Origin of the sequence: Rhodococcus sp. (in: high G+C Gram-positive bacteria), from assembly GCF_049286785.1 — a bacterium.
Taxonomy (GTDB): Bacteria; Actinomycetota; Actinomycetes; order Mycobacteriales; family Mycobacteriaceae; genus Rhodococcus_F.
The window spans coordinates 1-17,919 of record NZ_JBAQEO010000037.1; the positions used below are offsets into that span (position 1 = coordinate 1).

A 17,919-nucleotide genomic window follows, 5' to 3' on the forward strand; every position below is an offset into this window, starting at 1 on the left:
ACGGCGGCCATAGCGGAGGGGAAACGCCCGGTCCCATTCCGAACCCGGAAGCTAAGCCCTCCAGCGCCGATGGTACTGCACCCGACAGGGTGTGGGAGAGTAGGACACCGCCGAACATCCGTTACCGAAAGGGGACCCAATATATTGGGTCCCCTTTCGTGCTTTGTGTGAAAGGAATGACTGTGTCGGAGAGTGGCGACGACGGGCGTCGACCCTTTCGGGGAGGCGGTGCCCCCAATTCCGGGCGGGGCGGTGCCCCCAACTCCGGGCGGGGCGGTGCCCCCAATTCCGGAAGGGGCGGTGCCCCCGGGTCGGGGTCGGGTGCTCCGAGTTCGGGACGAGGCGATTCCACCGGCGGACCGCGCCGTGATTCTCGCGGCGGCGGCGGCGATCGGCGGAGCGGCGGTCCTCGCCGCGGCGGCGAGGGTGGTTTCGCACCACGCGGCCGCGAGGGTGACCGTCCGCAGCGCCAGCAGGCCCGGCCGGACGAACCGGATCTGCCGGATGACGTGGAGGCCGGCGAACTCGATCCGTCGGTTCGACGGGATCTGCTGAGCCTGGACAAAACCAACGCGAATACTGTCGCGCGCCATCTCGTGATGGCGGGCAAACTCGTCGACGACGACCCGCGGCTTGCGCTTGCGCATGCGCGAGCGGCGCGTCAGCGGGCCGGCCGCATCGCTGTCGTCCGCGAGGCCGCAGGTATCACCGCCTATCACGCCGGTGAGTGGGCCGAGGCCCTGTCGGAACTCCGTGCCGCTCGTCGTATGGCTGGTGGCCCGGGACTGCTCGCTGTCATGGCGGACTGTGAGCGAGGACTCGGACGTCCGGAGCGTGCGATCGAACTCGGCCGAAGCGAGGAAGCTCGCGCGTTATCCGGCGACGACGCCGCGGAATTGCGGATGGTGGTGGCCGGGGCCCGTATGGACCTTGGGCAGTACGACCAGGCTGTGGTCACGCTGCAGACCCCGGATCTCGACGCTTCGCGCACCGGCTCGGGCGCGGCACGTCTGTTCTACGCGTACGCGGATGCCCTGGTCGCAGCTGGTCGCACCCAGGACGGACTCCAGTGGTTCCTCAACGCAGCTGCTGCGGACCTCGACGGTGACACCGATGCAGAGGAGCGTGTGGCCGAGTTGACCGGAGACGATCAGTGACGGTGCAGGGCGCCGGAAAGTCGGCTCCCCTGCGGGCCGCCTACGACACGCTGTTGCTCGACCTCGACGGCACTCTGTACCGGGGCTCACACGAAATTCCGGGTGCTCGCGACGCTGTGTGCTCCGGAGAGCAGTCGCTCTTCTACGTGACCAACAATGCGAGTCGTAGTCCCGCTGACGTGGCGCACCATCTCTCGGCTCTCGGCTTCGATGCGGACGAGTCGCGAGTGGTCACCAGCTCTCAATCTGCTGCACGCCTCCTGCAGGAGAATGTCGAGTCCGGTGCTGCAGTGCTGGTGGTCGGCACCGAGGCCTTGTGCGACGAAGTATCCCGGGTCGGACTGCGTCCGGTGCGGTTGTTCGACGATGAACCCGCAGCCGTGGTCCAAGGGCATTCGCCTGCGACGGATTGGGCAATCCTCGCGGAAGCGACGCTCGCCATCAGGGCAGGTGCGCTGTGGGTGGCCGCGAATCTCGATTCGACTCTGCCTACCGAACGCGGTTTGGTGCTCGGCAACGGATCGATGGTGGCGGCACTGCGGGCAGCGACCTCACGGGAACCTCTCGTTGCCGGGAAACCGGCTGCTCCCCTGATGGAAGATGCGATGCGCCGAAGCGGTTCTGTGCGTCCGCTCGTCGTGGGGGACCGGCTCGACACGGACATCGAAGGCGCGCATGCGGTCGGTCTCGAATCCCTTCTCGTGCTCACCGGTGTGAGCTCGGCAACCGACGTGTTGCGGGCGGTGGAGAATCAGCGCCCTACCTATGTCGCAGCGGATCTGGATGCGCTCAATCGGCCGGCCGATCAGTCTGGGATCGGCGAAGGCACCCGGTGGGCGGTCCATTTCGACGGCAAGGACCTGGTGATCGGGCCGGATGGTTCCGGCGCCCCGGTCGATGAGACCGCGTTGCTGCGTCAGGTGGCTCCGATTGCGTGGAAGTTCCCGGGCTTCGAACGCATCACGTCGACGGACACCGCATTGAGTGCCGTCCTGTCCGGCTGGAACAACTGACTCCCTCCGCCCCGCGGTTCGCTGTATGCGTATCGGAGGGCGATGGACTAGCGTTGTGGCCGATGAGCACGCCGATACCGCGCCCGGGAAGTCATCTACCTGGGCCTACTCAGACCGTCGACCCCGAGGAGATTCACGCGGAGGTCGACGGGTTTTTGTCGCGGCTGGGAGCTGTCGAGCCTGATCCCGCCGACGAGCACGGGGTGGGCATCATTCCCCGCCAGGCTCATCTTCTCGAGAAGGCCCACGACGTGTTGGTGCAGGCACTGGCCACCGTGGACAAGATCTGAGGTGGCCCGTCGTGCACGGGTGGATGCCGAACTGGTTCGGCGTGGACTGGCCCGGTCCCGCGAGCATGCTCAGGAACTGATCGCGTCGGGGCGCGTGTTGATTTCGGGTACGGCGGCGACCAAGCCGGCCACCGCGGTGGAGGCCGGCACACCACTGCGGGTGGTCGAGGTTGACAACGAGGTGTCCTGGGCGTCGCGCGGTGCCCACAAACTGCTCGGTGCGCTGGAGGCGTTCGAGCCTCGCGGACTTTCGATCGAGGGCAAACGCTGTCTGGACGCAGGTGCCTCGACCGGGGGTTTCACGGACGTTCTTCTGCACAAGGGTGCCCGCGAGGTCGTGGCGGTCGACGTCGGGTATGGCCAGTTGGTGTGGCGGCTGCAATCCGACGACCGTGTGCACGTGATCGACCGCACCAATGTCCGGTCGATCGATGCCGAACAGATCGGTGGCCGTGTCGATCTCGTGGTCGCTGATCTGTCGTTCATCTCGCTGGAACTCGTGCTGCCTGCGTTCATCGCCTGCGTCCGCGAGGGCGGGGACCTGATCCCGATGGTGAAGCCGCAGTTCGAGGTAGGCAAGGACCGTGTGGGCACGGGTGGGGTGGTGCGAGATCCGGAACTGCGGGTCGAGGCGGTGCTGTCGGTCGCGAACAGGGCGGCGGTGCTGGGCCTGCATACTCTGGGCGCCGTCGCGAGTCCGTTGCCGGGACCCTCCGGAAACGTCGAGTACTTCCTGTGGCTGCATGCTGGTGTCACACCCGAGGCGGATGATGTAGCCGGCCGGTCGGTGGAGGAATTGATTCGCACCGCCGTACAGGAGGGACCACAGTGAGAGAGGGAAGCGGCGGCACCCGCGAAGACGAGCGGGAAATCCTGCTCGTGGCGCACCCGGGCCGGCCGGAGATCACCGAGACCGCGCGCCGCGTCGGCGCGATCTTCGCGCACGCAGGCATCGGGATGCGGGTGCTTGTCGACGAGGTCGACAGCACGCGGATCGAACCCGCCGACGAGAGGGCGCCGGACGCCTTCCAAGTACCGGGGCTGGCGCTGGCCATCGTTCAGGCCGGCCCGGATGCCGCGCGTGGCTGCGAGATGGTGCTGGTACTCGGCGGCGACGGAACCTTCCTTCGCGCAGCGGAACTCGCGCAGGCCGCGTCCATTCCCGTCCTCGGAATCAACCTGGGTCGCATCGGTTTCCTCGCCGAGGCCGAGGCGGAACATCTCGACGAGGCTCTTGGTCAGGTGGTGCGCCGCGAATACCGCGTCGAGCGCCGTATGACGTTGGATGTGGCGATACGACTCGACGACGAGATCATCGAGCGCGGCTGGGCTCTCAACGAAGCCAGTATCGAGAACCGGTCGCGGCTGGGAGTGCTCGAAGTGGTGCTCGAAGTCGACGGCCGCCCCGTATCCGCCTTCGGCTGCGACGGGGTACTGATCTCGACTCCGACCGGCTCCACCGCCTACGCGTTCTCCGCCGGCGGTCCCGTGGTCTGGCCGGAACTCGAGGCATTGCTGGTGGTGCCCAGTAACGCGCACGCACTTTTCGCTCGTCCACTCGTCACCAGCCCCGAATCGGTGATCGCGGTGGAGACGATGGCCGGCAGCCACGACGGTCTGGTGTTCTGTGACGGGCGGAGAACGCTCGAATTGCCGGCGGGAGCGCGGGTGGAGGTGGTGCGCGGGCGGGAGCCCGTTCGCTGGGTACGACTGGATTCGGCTCCGTTCGCGGACCGGTTGGTGCGAAAGTTCGAACTGCCCGTCACCGGGTGGCGAGGAAGGAAGCCCTAGACGTGCTTGCAGAGATCAGGATCGAGAGCCTCGGTGTGATCTCCGAGGCCTCGGCGCAGTTCCACGAAGGTTTGACGGTGCTGACCGGTGAGACCGGTGCGGGCAAGACGATGGTGGTGACGAGCCTGCATCTGCTGAGCGGGGCTCGCGCCGACGCCGGCCGGGTGCGACTCGGTGCGCCGCGCGCGATCGTCGAGGGCCGATTCGTGACCGATGAGGGTTCCGAACACATCGAACGTGCCGTTACTCGCCTGCTCGAGTCGACGGGTGCCGAGCGGGACGAGGACGGCACCATCATCGCCGTCCGGACCGTGGGCAGCGACGGACGGTCGCGGGCGCACCTCGGTGGGCGCAGCGTCCCCGCGGGAGTGTTGTCCGAATTCACCGATCCGCTTCTCACGGTGCACGGCCAGAACGACCAACTGCGGCTGCTCCGCCCCGATCAGCAGCGCGCCGCACTCGACAGGTTTGCCGACAAGGCCGTCGGGCCGCTCCTGGCGCGGTACCGCAAGCACCGTGACGAATGGATGACCGTCCGAGCCGAGCTGATCGAGAGGACCGGACGCACGCGGGAACTGGCACAGGAAGCCGACCAGCTCACCTTTGCGCTCCAGGAGATCGACGGCGTCGCGCCGACCCCCGGCGAGGACGGGTCGATCGTTTCCGAGGTCCGCAGGTTGAGCGAACTCGATTCGTTGCGGTCGGCTGCTCAGGATGCGCACACGGCTCTTACCGGTAGCGACGAGATGGACGGCGACGAGGCGGCGGCGCCGGCACTCGACCTTCTGTCGGAGGCGAGGGCTCGAATCGAGTCCGCGTCCGACCCGGAACTCGACGGGCTCGGCCCCCGCCTTGCCGATGCGATCGCCGTGGTTACCGACGTTGCGCAGGATCTCACCACCTATCTCGCCGGACTCCCCGTCGACCCGGGGGCGCTGGATTCTCTGCTGTCCCGGCAGGCCGAGCTGAAGAATCTGACACGCAAGTACGCGGCAGATGTCGACGGTGTCCTCGAATGGGCGGACAACGCACGTGCCCGGCTCGCGAAGATCGACGTCTCGTCCGATGCTCTGGCCACGCTCACCAAGCAGGTCGAAGAGTCGGCCGTCGCCACCGCGGAGGCGGCGTCGAAGCTCAGTGCTGCTCGCGCCAAGGCATCATCCAAGCTCGCCAAGGCCGTGAGTTCCGAGCTGGCCGGCCTCGCGATGGGACGTGCCGCCCTCGAAGTGTCGGTTCGGCCGCGGGCGGCAGGCCCCCAGGACACGGCGCCCCTGGTCGTCGACGGTGTGGAACTGCACGCGGGGTCCTCGGGTGTCGACGAGGTGGAGTTCCGGCTGTCGGCCCACAGCGGCGCTCAGTCGCTACCCATCAGCAAGAGTGCCTCCGGCGGTGAGCTCTCGCGGGTGATGCTCGCCCTCGAGGTGGTACTGGCCGGGTCCGACTCCGGCGCGACGATGGTGTTCGACGAGGTGGATGCCGGGGTGGGCGGCCGCGCCGCCGTGGAGATCGGGCGGCGCCTTGCCCGTCTGGCCCGAACCCACCAGGTGATCGTCGTGACGCACCTGCCGCAGGTGGCGGCGTTCGCCGACACCCATCTGGTGGTAGACAAGGTGGACGAGGCGGGCGGTGTTGTCAGCAGCGGCGTGCGAACACTCACCGATGACGAACGCGTCGTGGAGCTGGCCCGGATGCTGGCCGGACTGGACGATACCGAGACTGGAAGAGCACACGCGGAGGAGCTGTTGGCCACGGCGAGCGCCGAACGCCGCTAGCGAAAACTGTTGGTGAACGTGTGGCTGCTGTGGTAGTTGGTTCGGCGCGCCTCCACAGGTCGGCTGCGAATCCGGTCCATCATCGAATCCATGAAGATGCCGGCACTGCTGTCACGTAACACCGAAACTTTGCCTGGGGTCAGCGGCATCGCCAGGGTGGATCGCAACACGGCCAAGTTGCTGCGACGCGTCGGACCCGGTGACATCGTCGTTCTCGACGAGCTCGACCTCGATCGCGGTACCGCGGACGCGCTGGTGAAGGCCGGCGTCCTCGCAGTGATCAACGCGTCGCCCTCGATTTCTGGGCGCTATCCCAATCTCGGTCCCGAAGTGATTGTCGCCAACGGAATCATGCTCGTCGACTCCGCGGGCACCGAGGTGTTCAAGAGCATCAAGGACGGGAGCAAGATCCGGATCAACGAGGGGGGTGTGTACTCGGGGGAGCGGCGGATCGCCAAGGGTGACGATCAGTCCGAGGCCGAGATCTCCGACCGGATGATCGAGGCGAAGACCGGTCTGGTCGATCATCTGGAGGCGTTCTCCGGCAACACCATCGAGTTCATCCGAACCGAGAGTCCGTTGTTGATCGACGGTGTCGGTGTCCCGGACGTCGATGTCGACATGAAGGAACGGCATGTCGTGATCGTGTCCGATGGACCGGATCACGTAACCGATCTCAAGAACCTCAAGCCCTTCATCAAGGAGTACTCGCCGATCCTCATCGGTGTGGGCGCCGGAGCCGACGTTCTGAACTCCGCGGGCTATCGGCCCGACCTGATCGTGGGTGACCCCGAGGACGTCACGAGCGCAACCTTGAAGTCGGGTGCCGAGGTGGTGCTTCCCGCCGATCAGGACGGACATGCGCCGGGACTGTCGCGGATCCAGGACCTCGGAATCGGTGCGATGACGTTCCCCGCCTCCGGATCGCCGTCCGACCTGGCGCTGCTGCTCGCCGATCATCACGGTGCTTCCCTGATCGTGACGGTCGGCAACACGGTGTCGCTCGACGAATTCTTCGATCGCGGTCGCCGTGACAGCAATCCGTCGGCCTTCATGACCCGGCTCAAGGTGGGGCCCAAGCTGGTCGACGCCAAGGCCGTCGCGACGCTGTATCGCAGTCGTGTATCGGGTGCCGCAATCGCATTGCTCGTGCTGGCAGCACTGGTGGCGGTGGTTGTCGCTCTGGTGGTGTCGAATCTCGGTGGTGAAGCGCTCGACTGGGTCATCACGACGTGGGACAGCTTGGTGGTGTGGGTGCAGGGGTTCACCAAGTGATTTCCCTGCGTCAACACGCCATTTCCATCGCGGCGATTTTTCTGGCGCTGGCGATCGGCGTGGTTCTGGGGACAGGGCTGTTGTCGAGTGGTCTCGTCTCGGGACTGCGTGACGACAAGGCCGATCTGCAGAATGACGTGGAGAAGGCGAACGAACGCAACAACCAGTTGACCGAACAGCTGAACGCGGCCGACGGATTCGATTCCGCCGTGTCCGGGCGGGTGGTCCGGGATGTTCTGGCGCAGCGCACGGTCATGGTGATCACCTCCCCGGACGCCGATCCGGGCGATCTCGACGGAGTCAACAGGCTTGTCGCACAGTCCGGTGGGACTGTCACCGGCCACGTATCACTGACGGATTCCTTCGTCGACGCCACCGGTGGGGATCGCCTGCGCACCGTGGTCAACAACGTGATTCCGGCCGGGGTCACCCTGAAGACGGGGGCCGTCGACCAGGGCAGTCTTGCCGGTGATCTGCTGGGCTCGGTTCTGATGCTCGAGCGGGACACCAGCGAGCCGCAGAGTTCCCCCGAGGAGAGGGTCCTCGCACTCGAAACCCTGCGAGGTGCCGGATTCATCAGCTACGACGACGGGTCCGTCCAGCCGGCGCAACTCGCGGTGGTGCTGACGGGCGATCGCGACGTCGAGGACGAAACCGCCAGCGGCAACCGGGGTGCCGTCGTGGCGCGGTTCGCGGGCGCGCTGGATGCCCGCGGAGCCGGCGCGGTGCTGGCGGGACGTCCGGCCAGTGCACAGGGCAACGGTGCGGTCGCGGTGGCGCGGGCGGACGCAGCACTGTCATCGGCGCTGACGACGATCGACAACATCGATCGCGAGGCGGGCAAGATCACCGTGCCGCTCGCGCTGCAGGAACAACTGGCCGGCGGCACGGGACGGTACGGAACGGGACCGGGCACCACGGGCGTCACCGTCGGAGCGACTCCGGCGTAGCGGGCGTCACATGCGGCAATCTCGGCGCGTTGTTTCCCGGAGGTCCGCAGAGGTGTTACCGTGAAGTCCCGTGGGTCGGCAGGCCCCAGTATTGCTCGAACAGACCAAGCCCTGCACAGTCGTCACGGGAGCCCTTTTGCCACAGTCACGCACTCATTCGCGTACAGCCACCAAGCACATCTTCGTGAGCGGCGGCGTTGCCTCTTCGCTGGGCAAGGGCCTCACCGCCTCGAGCCTCGGCCAGTTGCTGACCGCGCGGGGAATGCGCGTGACGATGCAAAAGCTGGATCCGTACCTCAACGTCGATCCTGGCACCATGAACCCTTTCCAGCACGGCGAGGTGTTCGTCACCGAAGACGGTGCCGAGACCGATCTGGACGTCGGGCACTACGAGCGCTTTCTCGACCGTGATCTGTCCGGTCAGGCGAATGTGACCACAGGCCAGGTGTATTCGACGGTCATTGCCAAGGAGCGTCGCGGTGAATACCTCGGCGACACCGTCCAGGTCATCCCGCACATCACCGACGAGATCAAGAGCCGCATCCTCGCGATGAGCGGACCGGACCTTCAGGGGCATCGTCCGGACGTGGTGATCACCGAGATCGGTGGCACGGTCGGCGACATCGAGTCGCAGCCGTTCCTCGAGGCAGCGCGTCAGGTCCGCCACGAGATCGGCCGGGACAACGTCTTCTTCCTTCACGTCTCTCTGGTGCCGTACCTGGCCCCGTCGGGTGAGCTCAAGACCAAGCCGACGCAGCACTCGGTGGCCGCGCTGCGCAACATCGGTATCCAGCCCGATGCACTTGTTCTGCGATGCGACCGTGACGTCCCCGATGCGCTGAAGAACAAGATCGCGTTGATGTGCGACGTCGACATCGAGGGCTGCATCTCCTGCCCGGATGCCCCGAGCATCTACGACATCCCGAAGGTGCTGCACAGCGAGGGCCTCGACGCGTACGTCGTGCGCAAGCTCGGTCTGCCGTTCCGCGACGTCGACTGGACGGAATGGGGCAATCTGCTCGAGCGTGTGCACCAGCCGCGTGAGACCGTGCGGGTGGCGCTGGTCGGCAAGTACGTCGACCTCCCGGACGCCTACCTCTCGGTTACCGAGGCGCTTCGGGCCGGTGGCTTCGCGAACCGTTCCAAGGTCGAGATCGTCTGGGTGCCGTCGGACGCCTGCGAGACGGAAGCCGGCGCGCAGGCGGCGCTCGGCGACGTGGACGGCGTGCTCATCCCGGGTGGCTTCGGAATTCGCGGGATCGAGGGCAAACTCGGCGCCATCACGTACGCGCGTCATCGCAAGATCCCGTTGCTCGGACTGTGCCTGGGTCTTCAGTGTGTCGTCATCGAGGCTGCGCGAAGTGTCGGCCTCACCGATGCCAACTCCGCCGAATTCGAGCCCGAGACCACGCATCCCGTCATCTCCACGATGGCGGATCAGGAAGACGTCGTGGCCGGTGAGGCCGACCTGGGCGGCACCATGCGACTCGGTGCCTACCCTGCCGTCCTGCAGAAGGGATCGGTCGTCGCACGCGCCTACGGAACCGAGGAGGTTTCGGAGCGGCATCGGCACCGCTACGAGGTCAACAACGCGTACCGCGACCGCATCGCGAAGAGTGGTCTCCGGTTCAGCGGAACCTCCCCGGACGGTCATCTCGTCGAGTTCGTCGAGTATCCCGCCGATCAGCATCCGTTCTTCGTCGCCACCCAGGCGCATCCCGAGCTCAAGAGCCGGCCGACGCGCCCGCACCCGCTCTTCGCGGCGTTCGTGGAGGCGGCACTGAAGTACAAGCTGGAAGAGCGTCTGCCGGTCGATGTGCACGGCGAGGACCCGGCGAACTCCGATACCGGCATCGCCGAGCTGGGGTCTTCCGCAGATCTCGGCGAGGTCGCGTCCGTCGACAGCGCCGGATAAGCCGGCCCCGACATGAACGAGGCCGGCCGGCACGAGTTCGAAACCCTGGACTCGCGGACCGTGTACAGCGGGGCGATCATCGCGCTGCGAGTGGACCACGTCGCCATGCCGGACGGCCGGACCGCCGACCGTGAGGTGGTGGAGCATCACGGTGCGGTCGCGGTCGTCGTCCTCGACGACCTCGACCGCCTCGTTCTCATTCACCAGTACCGGCATCCGGTGGGTCGCCGGTTGTGGGAGATTCCCGCCGGACTCCTGGACGCCCCGGGGGAGGACCCGCTCGACGCAGCCCAGCGCGAACTGGCGGAGGAGACGGGACTTGCCGCGGGAAAGTGGTCGGTCCTCGTGGACATTGCGCTCTCACCGGGATTCACGGACGAATCGGTGCGGGTATTCCTCGCCGAGGACCTCCGCGAGGTGGATCGGCCCGAACCGGAGCACGAGGAAGCCGACCTCGAGGTGGAACGCATCCCGCTCGGCGAGGCGGTGGCCATGGTGCTCCGCGGGGAGATCGTCAATGCCACGGCCGTCTCGGGTGTGATGGCGCTGGCCGCGATGCACTCCCGGCCGGACAGTCTGCGGCTTCTCCGTGCGCCGGATGCGCCCTGGGCGGATCGTCCCGTGAAATTCAGCGAGCGCAAACGCTCTCACGCCACCGGAAACCGGACCACGGGGTCATGAGGACGTGATTGCGCGGCAGGTTGATTCGTATCTCGATCACATCGCGGTCGAACGGGGCGCGGCCCGCAACACCCTCAGTTCCTATCGCCGTGACCTCACGCGGTACGTGCAGTTCCTCGCCGATCGTGGCATCGATGACATCAGCCGGGTGCGCGAGCAGGACGTCAGCGACTTCGTGATCGCCTTGCGGAGCGGTGACCCGGCACGTGAACGTCCCGCTCTCGCCCCGAGTTCGGCGGCACGAGCCCTGATCGCGGTTCGGGGGCTGCATCGATTCGCGGCGGCCGAGGGCGCTGCAGCCGTCGACGTGGCCCGCGACGTCCGGCCGCCGTCACCGGGCAAGCGACTCCCCAAGTCACTCCCCGTCGCCGACGTGCTGTCCCTGCTCGAGGCTGTTGGTGGTGACAGCCCCGGGGACGGGCCACGCAGCCTTCGGGACCGCGCACTGCTCGAGCTGCTGTATTCGACCGGGGCCCGCATCTCGGAGGCTGTGGGACTCGACGTCGACGACATCGACACGGAAACCCGGTCGGTGCTGTTGCGCGGCAAAGGTGGCAAGCAGAGGGTGGTGCCGGTGGGCCGTCCGGCGGTCGAGACGCTCGATGCCTACCTGATCAGGGGCCGGCCCGGTCTGGTCTCGCGTGCGACACCCGCGCTCTTCCTCAATGTGCGGGGTGGGCGGCTGTCCCGGCAGAGCGCCTGGCAGGTGCTGCACACGGCCGCCGAGTCGGCCGGAATCGGCGCTGCGGTGTCGCCGCATACGCTGAGGCACTCCTTCGCGACACATCTTCTCGACGGCGGAGCCGATGTGCGGGTGGTGCAGGAGTTACTGGGGCACGCGTCTGTGACGACCACACAGATATATACGCTGGTGACGGTGGGTGCGCTGCGTGAGGTGTGGGCCGAGGCGCATCCCCGGGCGCGCTGACGGAATGCGTGTCGAGGGAAGAATTCGCGGTACGAAGCGGTAGCGTTCGTATAACGATGTGGGATCGACAGCGACCATCCAGAGAACAGGGGATCATCGGACCGTGGTGACACCGCAGCCGCCAGCAGCGGAGTCAGAGCACTCGCAATCGGAGGGCGACATGTTCGACATGCGGCAGACCGACACCGCCGACTCACGCTTGTTCGGCAATTCCGGGATGGACGGTCTCGCGATCACACCCGGGTCCGACGCCAGGACGAGTGCAGTGGGCGAACTCGGTCCCACCGGGCGGCCGACCCGCGAGGTACCCGAACCCGCTCCGTTGCAGTCTCACGGCCCCGCCAAAATCATCGCAATGTGCAATCAGAAGGGCGGCGTGGGTAAGACGACGTCGACCATCAACCTGGGCGCGTCGCTCGCCGAGTACGGCCGACGGGTTCTGCTGGTCGACTTGGATCCACAGGGTGCGTTGTCCGCTGGACTCGGTGTGGCACACCATGATCTCGATTTGACGGTCCACAATCTGCTCGTCGAACCACGAGTGTCGATCGACGACGTACTGATGCGGACCCGCGTCGAGGGGCTCGACCTCCTGCCCAGCAACATCGACCTGTCGGCAGCGGAGATCCAGCTCGTCACAGAGGTCGGACGGGAACAGACCCTCGGCCGCGTGCTGCACCCGGTGCTCGACCGGTACGACTACGTGCTCATCGACTGCCAGCCTTCTCTCGGACTGCTCACCGTCAATGCGCTCGCCTGCGCGGACTCGGTGATCATTCCGATGGAATGCGAGTACTTCAGTCTGCGCGGCCTCGCCCTTCTCAACGACACCGTCGAGAAGGTGCACGATCGCCTCAACCCCAAGCTCGAACTGGCCGGCATCGTCGTGACCATGTTCGACTCGCGAACCCTCCACGCCCGTGAAGTGATGGCACGGGTGGTGGAAGTGTTCGGCGACCTGGTCTACGACACCGTCATCAACCGGACCGTGCGATTTCCCGAGACCTCGGTCGCCGGCGAGCCGATCACAACCTGGGCGCCGAAGTCGACCGGGGCGGAAGCGTACCGGGCGCTGGCTCGCGAGGTCATCCACCGGTCCGGCCGGTAAGTGGTGACCTCGCAGGAGACCATGGCGCCACCGCAGATCGAAGATCCATCCACGGAAGCATCGGTATCGGACGCCCCGGGGGAGCCACAGCCGGCCGCGGTCAAGCCCGGCTTCCGTGTGACCCTTCGCAATTTCGAGGGACCGTTCGACCTTCTGCTCACACTCATCAACCAGCGCGAGCTGGACGTCACCGAAGTTGCTCTCCACCAAGTCACGGACGACTTCATCACCTACACCAGGTTGCTCGGCGCCGAGATGGGCCTCGACCAGACCACCGAGTTCCTCCTCGTCGCGGCCACCCTCCTCGACTTGAAGGCGGCCCGTCTGCTGCCGTCGGGGCAGGTGGAGGATGCGGAGGACCTGGCGCTTCTCGAGGCCCGCGACCTGTTGTTCGCGCGAGTGCTTCAGTACCGCGCCTACAAGCAGGTAGCACAGCTCTTCGGGGAACTCGAGGCGGCGGCACTGCGCCGCTACCCGCGTTCGGTGGCCCTGGAGGACCAGTTCACCGACCTGCTGCCGGAGGTGTTGCTCGGCGTCGATGCGCAGCGGTTCGCCGAGATCGCCGCGATGGTGTTCACTCCGCGGCCCACACCCTCGGTGGGGCTGGGGCACCTCCACGTCCAGACGGTGTCGGTGCCCGAGCAAGCCGCCCGCATGCTGGAGCTGCTCCGGGAACGCGGAGTCGGTGAATGGGCGAGCTTCGGCGACCTGGTGGCCGAATGCGAAGTGACCGTCGAGATCGTGGCAAGATTTCTTGCTCTACTGGAGCTGTATCGCGAGCAGGCGGTGTTGTTCGAGCAGCCCGAGCCGCTCGGCGAATTACTGGTGAGCTGGACCGGGGACGTCACCCGCGCCCCGGTGACCGAGGAGGACTACGGATGAGTTCGCCGCCGATCGACGAGCCGGACCACACCGAGGTCGAGGAGGGTGAACCGGAGCTCTCCGATACCGAACTCGAAGCGGTGCTCGAGTCGCTGCTGCTCATCGTGGACTCACCCGCAGGTGCCGAACAGCTCGCCTCGGTGACCGGTGCGTCTGTGAATCGCATCACGGAAGTCCTGAACCGGATGTCCGCGGCGCTCACCGAACGCGGCAGCGGGATGGATCTCCGATATGCCGGTGACGGTTGGCGTCTCTACACGCGCACCACATACGCGCCCTACGTGGAACGGCTGTTACTCGACGGTGCCCGGTCGAAGCTGACACGGGCAGCATTGGAAACTCTGGCCGTGGTGGCATACCGTCAACCGTTGACCCGCGCACGGATCAGTGCGGTACGCGGCGTCAACGTGGACGGCGTGGTGCGCACACTCCTCGCTCGCGGATTGATCGCCGAAGCCGGTGTCGATCCCGATACCAACGCCACACAGTATTCGACCACGGAGCTCTTTCTGGAACGGCTCGGTCTGGCGTCACTCGCCGACCTGCCCGCCCTCGCGCCGTTGTTGCCCGACGTCGATCTGATCGACGACATCAGCGACAGCCTGGAATCTGACCCACGATTTGCGAGAATGAACAAAGCTACGGCGTCCACAGAAGAGTTGGACACCGGGCTCGACACCGAAGACTGACAGGGATCGTAGAAAAAGTGAAGAAACCCGCTCGCCGAGATGGCACACCGGATCGCAAGAACAATCAGAAGCAACGCCCAGACAGGTCGGAGACCGCGCAGCGGTCCGGCAGGCCGGAGGCCGGGCAGCGGTCCGGCAGGCCGGACGCCGCGAAGAGTACGTCGGGGAGGTCCGACGCCGCTCCCCAGAACAAGCGGGGCAAGCCCAAGTCGGCCAAACCGCAGCGTGCCCACGTACCCGCACCCAAGGTCAGCAACGCCAAGCCGGCGCGGCACCAGCACGCGATGGAACGACCCGCGGGTCCCCCGCAGGGTGACGGTGTGCGCCTGCAGAAGGTTCTCGCGCAGGCCGGTGTCGCATCGCGCCGCGCAGCCGAGGAACTGATCACCCAGGGACGCGTCGAGGTCGACGGCCGCATCGTCGTCGAGCAGGGCCTGCGAATCGATCCCGAGAACGCGGTGGTCCGCGTGGACGGTGTCCGCGTCGTTGTGCAGAAGGACCTGGTCCACCTTGCACTGAACAAGCCCCGTGGATGGCAGTCGACCATGTCGGACGACCTCGGACGACCCTGTGTCGGCGACATCGTGTCGGAGCGCGTCACAGCCGGCCAGCGTCTCTTTCATGTCGGCCGCCTGGACGCCGACACCGAGGGACTGCTACTCCTCACCAACGACGGCGATCTCGCCCACCGGCTCATGCACCCGTCGTTCGAGGTGTCCAAGACCTACCTGGCGACCGTGTCCGGTGGACTCGAACGGGGCGTCGGGAAGAAGCTGAAGGAAGGGGTGGAACTCGACGACGGTCCGGCCAAGGTCGATGCGTTCACCCTCCTCGACATCAACGAGGGCAAGTCTCTCGTGCGGGTCACGCTGCACGAAGGTCGCAAGCACATCGTCCGGCGCCTGTTCGAGGCGGTGGGCCACCCGGTGATCCGCCTGGTCCGCACGGATATCGGTGCGGTCGCACTGGGCGAACAGCGGCCGGGCACCTTGCGAGTCCTCGGGCGCGGTGAGGTCGGCGGCCTCTACGGGGCGGTGGGGCTGTGAGTACATCTTCGTTGGTCGTTGCCATGGACGGTCCGTCCGGAACCGGAAAGTCGAGCGTGTCCCGCCGGCTGGCGCAGCGACTCGGGGCCCGCTACCTCGACACCGGCGCACTGTACCGGATCGCGACGCTGCACGCGCTGCGCAAGGGTGTGGATCTTTCCGATTCCGTAGCGATCGCCGAGGCGACGACCGGTTTGCCGTGGTCGATCGGCACCGATCCCGCTGCCGAGCAGGTGCTGCTCGACGGTGAGGACGTCGGTGAGGAGATCCGCGGTGACGCAGTGACCGCGGCCGTGTCGGCGGTCTCCGCTGTTCCGGCGGTACGTGAACTTCTCGTTGATGCGCAGCGTCGTCTCGCGGCCGAGAACGCGCGAATCGTCGTCGAGGGCAGGGACATCGGCACCGTGGTGCTTCCCGACGCCGACGTGAAGATCTACCTGACTGCCTCCGCGGAAACCCGGGCCGGTCGCAGAAATGCGCAGAATGTCGCCGAGGGGCGGGGCGACGACTACGCCGCGGTACTCGCAGATGTGCAGCGTCGTGATCACCTCGACTCCACGCGCGCCGTGTCGCCGTTGCGTCCGGCCGACGATTCCGTGCTGGTCGACACCAGCGAACTCGGAATCGACGAAGTGATCGACAAGTTGCTGCTGGTAGTAAGTGAGAGAACTGGAGCAGGGCAGTGACCGAACAATTCACCACCGAGTTCGCGGGCGACGGAACCTGGAGTGAGGAATCCGACTGGGAGATCTTGGACCTCGAGGACGGCGGCGACGGAGAGTCCCACGTCCCGGTTCCGACACTCGCCGTGGTCGGTCGCCCCAACGTCGGCAAGTCCACCCTCGTCAATCGCATCATCGGCCGACGTGAAGCCGTGGTCGAGGACATTCCCGGGGTCACCCGCGACCGCGTCTCCTACGAGGCGAACTGGAGTGGGCGCCGATTCCTGGTGCAGGACACGGGCGGCTGGGAACCCGACGCCAAGGGACTGCAGCAGTCCGTCGCGCGGCAGGCCGAACTCGCGATGCAGACCGCGGATGCGATTCTGCTGGTCGTGGATGCCGTGGTCGGTGCCACCGCGACAGACGAAGCGGTATCCAAGGTTCTCCGCCGGTCCAAGACCCCGGTCCTTCTCGTGGCCAACAAGGTCGACGACAGCCGGACCGAGTCCGAAGTGGCTGCTCTCTGGTCGCTGGGGCTCGGACAGCCCTATTCGGTCAGTGCGACGCACGGGCGAGGCACCGGAGACCTGCTCGACGAGGTGCTCGCGGTACTGCCCGAAACGCCGCGGGAAGGCATTCCCGGCGGTGGGCCGAGGCGCGTGGCGCTGGTCGGCAAACCGAACGTCGGAAAGTCGAGTCTGCTGAACAAGTTGTCCGGTGACGAACGTTCGGTGGTGCACGACGTGGCCGGCACTACCGTGGATCCCGTCGACACGATCGTCGAACTCGGCGGAAGGCCGTGGCGCTTCGTCGACACGGCGGGTCTGCGTAAGCGCGTGAGTCACGCCAGCGGCGCGGAGTTCTATGCGTCGCTGCGGACGAAGAGTGCCATCGAGGCCGCCGAGGTCGCGATCCTGCTCATCGACGCCTCGGAACCGATCTCGGAGCAGGATCTGCGGGTGCTGAGCATGGTGGCCGACGCAGGCCGGGCCCTCGTGATCGCGTTCAACAAGTGGGATCTCGTCGACGAGGAGCGGCGCCTGCAACTCGACCGTGAGGTCGATCGTGATCTGGTGCGCGTTCCCTGGGCGCAGCGCGTCAACATTTCGGCGCAGACCGGTCGAGCCGTGCAGAAGCTCGTACCCGCACTCGACACGGCGCTGGAATCGTGGGACAAGCGGATCCCGACCGGCCGGCTCAACAACTGGCTGAAGGAAGTTGTAGCGGCCACGCCACCGCCGATGCGCGGTGGGCGACTGCCTCGGGTGATGTTCGCGACACAGGCCGGTACCCGGCCGCCGACGTTCGTGCTCTTCACCACGGGGTTCCTCGAGGCCGGTTACCGCCGGTTCATCGAGCGTCGCCTGCGTGAGGAGTTCAACTTCGACGGCAGCCCGGTGCGTATTTCCGTGAGAGTGCGGGAGAAGCGGGACCGCCGGACCCGGTAGGGGAAGCTGAACCCCGCTGACCAGGCGATTAGCGTTACAGACGACCGCTGATGTAATCTCATCGAGCACCCCGAGAGGGTGTGGACGGGCTGTGGCGCAGCTTGGTAGCGCACTTGACTGGGGGTCAAGTGGTCGCAGGTTCAAATCCTGTCAGCCCGACAGTGTAGGTAACGGCACTCCACCTCAACGGTGGGGTGCCGTTCGTCATTGCGCGGCCGATCGGTGAGCCGACGGGCGGTGAGGTCGGCGACTCGCTCACCGCGCTCGGGGTCCGGCAAGGCTCAACGCTCGAACCCGAACTGCGCAAAGATC

General features: G+C 66.5%; 17 protein-coding genes, 1 tRNA gene and 1 rRNA gene. All 19 read left to right on the plus strand.

Features of this window, described 5'->3' with window-relative positions:
• The first annotated feature begins 1 nt into the window (after position 1).
• Positions 2-116, plus strand: a 5S ribosomal RNA gene (gene rrf, locus WAW17_RS01640).
• Positions 117-176: 60 nt separating this feature from the next.
• A complete protein-coding gene (locus WAW17_RS01645) occupies positions 177-1,157 on the plus strand; it encodes a tetratricopeptide repeat protein (RefSeq protein WP_422331289.1) in 981 nt (326 codons plus the stop codon).
• 2 nt (positions 1,158-1,159) lie between these two features.
• Positions 1,160-2,170, plus strand: a complete 1,011-nt coding sequence (locus WAW17_RS01650) for an HAD-IIA family hydrolase (RefSeq protein ID WP_422331305.1) — start codon at positions 1,160-1,162, stop codon at positions 2,168-2,170.
• Between the two features lie 62 nt (positions 2,171-2,232).
• Positions 2,233-2,460, plus strand: a complete 228-nt coding sequence (locus tag WAW17_RS01655; RefSeq protein WP_422331290.1) for a hypothetical protein — start codon at positions 2,233-2,235, stop codon at positions 2,458-2,460.
• Position 2,461: 1 nt separating this feature from the next.
• On the plus strand, positions 2,462-3,292 hold the full coding sequence (locus tag WAW17_RS01660) for a TlyA family RNA methyltransferase (RefSeq protein WP_422331291.1): 831 nt from the start codon (positions 2,462-2,464) through the stop codon (positions 3,290-3,292).
• Positions 3,289-4,251: an NAD kinase gene (locus WAW17_RS01665; RefSeq protein WP_422331292.1), complete on the plus strand. Its 963-nt coding sequence runs from the start codon at positions 3,289-3,291 to the stop codon at positions 4,249-4,251. The genes WAW17_RS01660 and WAW17_RS01665 overlap by 4 nt, the downstream gene beginning before the upstream one ends.
• Positions 4,252-4,253: 2 nt before the next feature.
• Positions 4,254-6,023: a DNA repair protein RecN gene (recN, locus tag WAW17_RS01670; protein ID WP_422331293.1), complete on the plus strand. Its 1,770-nt coding sequence runs from the start codon at positions 4,254-4,256 to the stop codon at positions 6,021-6,023.
• A gap of 90 nt (positions 6,024-6,113) precedes the next feature.
• Positions 6,114-7,298 carry a putative cytokinetic ring protein SteA gene (gene steA / locus WAW17_RS01675; RefSeq protein WP_422331294.1) on the plus strand — a complete coding sequence of 395 codons (1,185 nt, stop codon included), beginning with the start codon at positions 6,114-6,116 and terminating at the stop codon, positions 7,296-7,298.
• Positions 7,295-8,248 (plus strand): copper transporter, encoded by a 954-nt coding sequence (locus WAW17_RS01680; protein ID WP_422331295.1) that lies wholly within the window; start codon positions 7,295-7,297, stop codon positions 8,246-8,248. Before steA ends, WAW17_RS01680 begins: the two co-directional genes overlap by 4 nt.
• A 136-nt stretch (positions 8,249-8,384) precedes the next feature.
• Positions 8,385-10,163: a CTP synthase gene (locus WAW17_RS01685; protein ID WP_422331296.1), complete on the plus strand. Its 1,779-nt coding sequence runs from the start codon at positions 8,385-8,387 to the stop codon at positions 10,161-10,163.
• Positions 10,164-10,175: 12 nt separating this feature from the next.
• A complete protein-coding gene (locus tag WAW17_RS01690; protein WP_422331297.1) occupies positions 10,176-10,844 on the plus strand; it encodes an NUDIX domain-containing protein in 669 nt (222 codons plus the stop codon).
• A gap of 4 nt (positions 10,845-10,848) precedes the next feature.
• A complete protein-coding gene (xerD, locus tag WAW17_RS01695) occupies positions 10,849-11,772 on the plus strand; it encodes a site-specific tyrosine recombinase XerD (protein ID WP_422331298.1) in 924 nt (307 codons plus the stop codon).
• Between the two features lie 58 nt (positions 11,773-11,830).
• The gene (locus WAW17_RS01700; RefSeq protein ID WP_422331299.1) at positions 11,831-12,880 is read left to right on the plus strand and encodes a ParA family protein; all 1,050 of its coding nucleotides are present in this window, start codon (positions 11,831-11,833) and stop codon (positions 12,878-12,880) included.
• A gap of 21 nt (positions 12,881-12,901) precedes the next feature.
• Complete coding sequence (locus tag WAW17_RS01705; protein ID WP_422331300.1) at positions 12,902-13,762, plus strand: segregation and condensation protein A; 861 nt, start codon at positions 12,902-12,904, stop codon at positions 13,760-13,762.
• A complete protein-coding gene (gene scpB, locus WAW17_RS01710; protein WP_422331301.1) occupies positions 13,759-14,451 on the plus strand; it encodes an SMC-Scp complex subunit ScpB in 693 nt (230 codons plus the stop codon). Before WAW17_RS01705 ends, scpB begins: the two co-directional genes overlap by 4 nt.
• A gap of 17 nt (positions 14,452-14,468) precedes the next feature.
• The gene (locus WAW17_RS01715; RefSeq protein WP_422331302.1) at positions 14,469-15,497 is read left to right on the plus strand and encodes a pseudouridine synthase; all 1,029 of its coding nucleotides are present in this window, start codon (positions 14,469-14,471) and stop codon (positions 15,495-15,497) included.
• Positions 15,494-16,183, plus strand: coding sequence for a (d)CMP kinase (gene cmk / locus WAW17_RS01720; protein WP_422331303.1), 690 nt, complete (start codon positions 15,494-15,496; stop codon positions 16,181-16,183). The genes WAW17_RS01715 and cmk overlap by 4 nt, the downstream gene beginning before the upstream one ends.
• Positions 16,180-17,607 (plus strand): ribosome biogenesis GTPase Der, encoded by a 1,428-nt coding sequence (gene der / locus WAW17_RS01725; RefSeq protein WP_422331304.1) that lies wholly within the window; start codon positions 16,180-16,182, stop codon positions 17,605-17,607. The genes cmk and der overlap by 4 nt, the downstream gene beginning before the upstream one ends.
• Positions 17,608-17,692: 85 nt before the next feature.
• Positions 17,693-17,766: transfer RNA gene (locus tag WAW17_RS01730), tRNA-Pro, on the plus strand.
• The last annotated feature ends 153 nt before the right edge of the window (positions 17,767-17,919 follow it).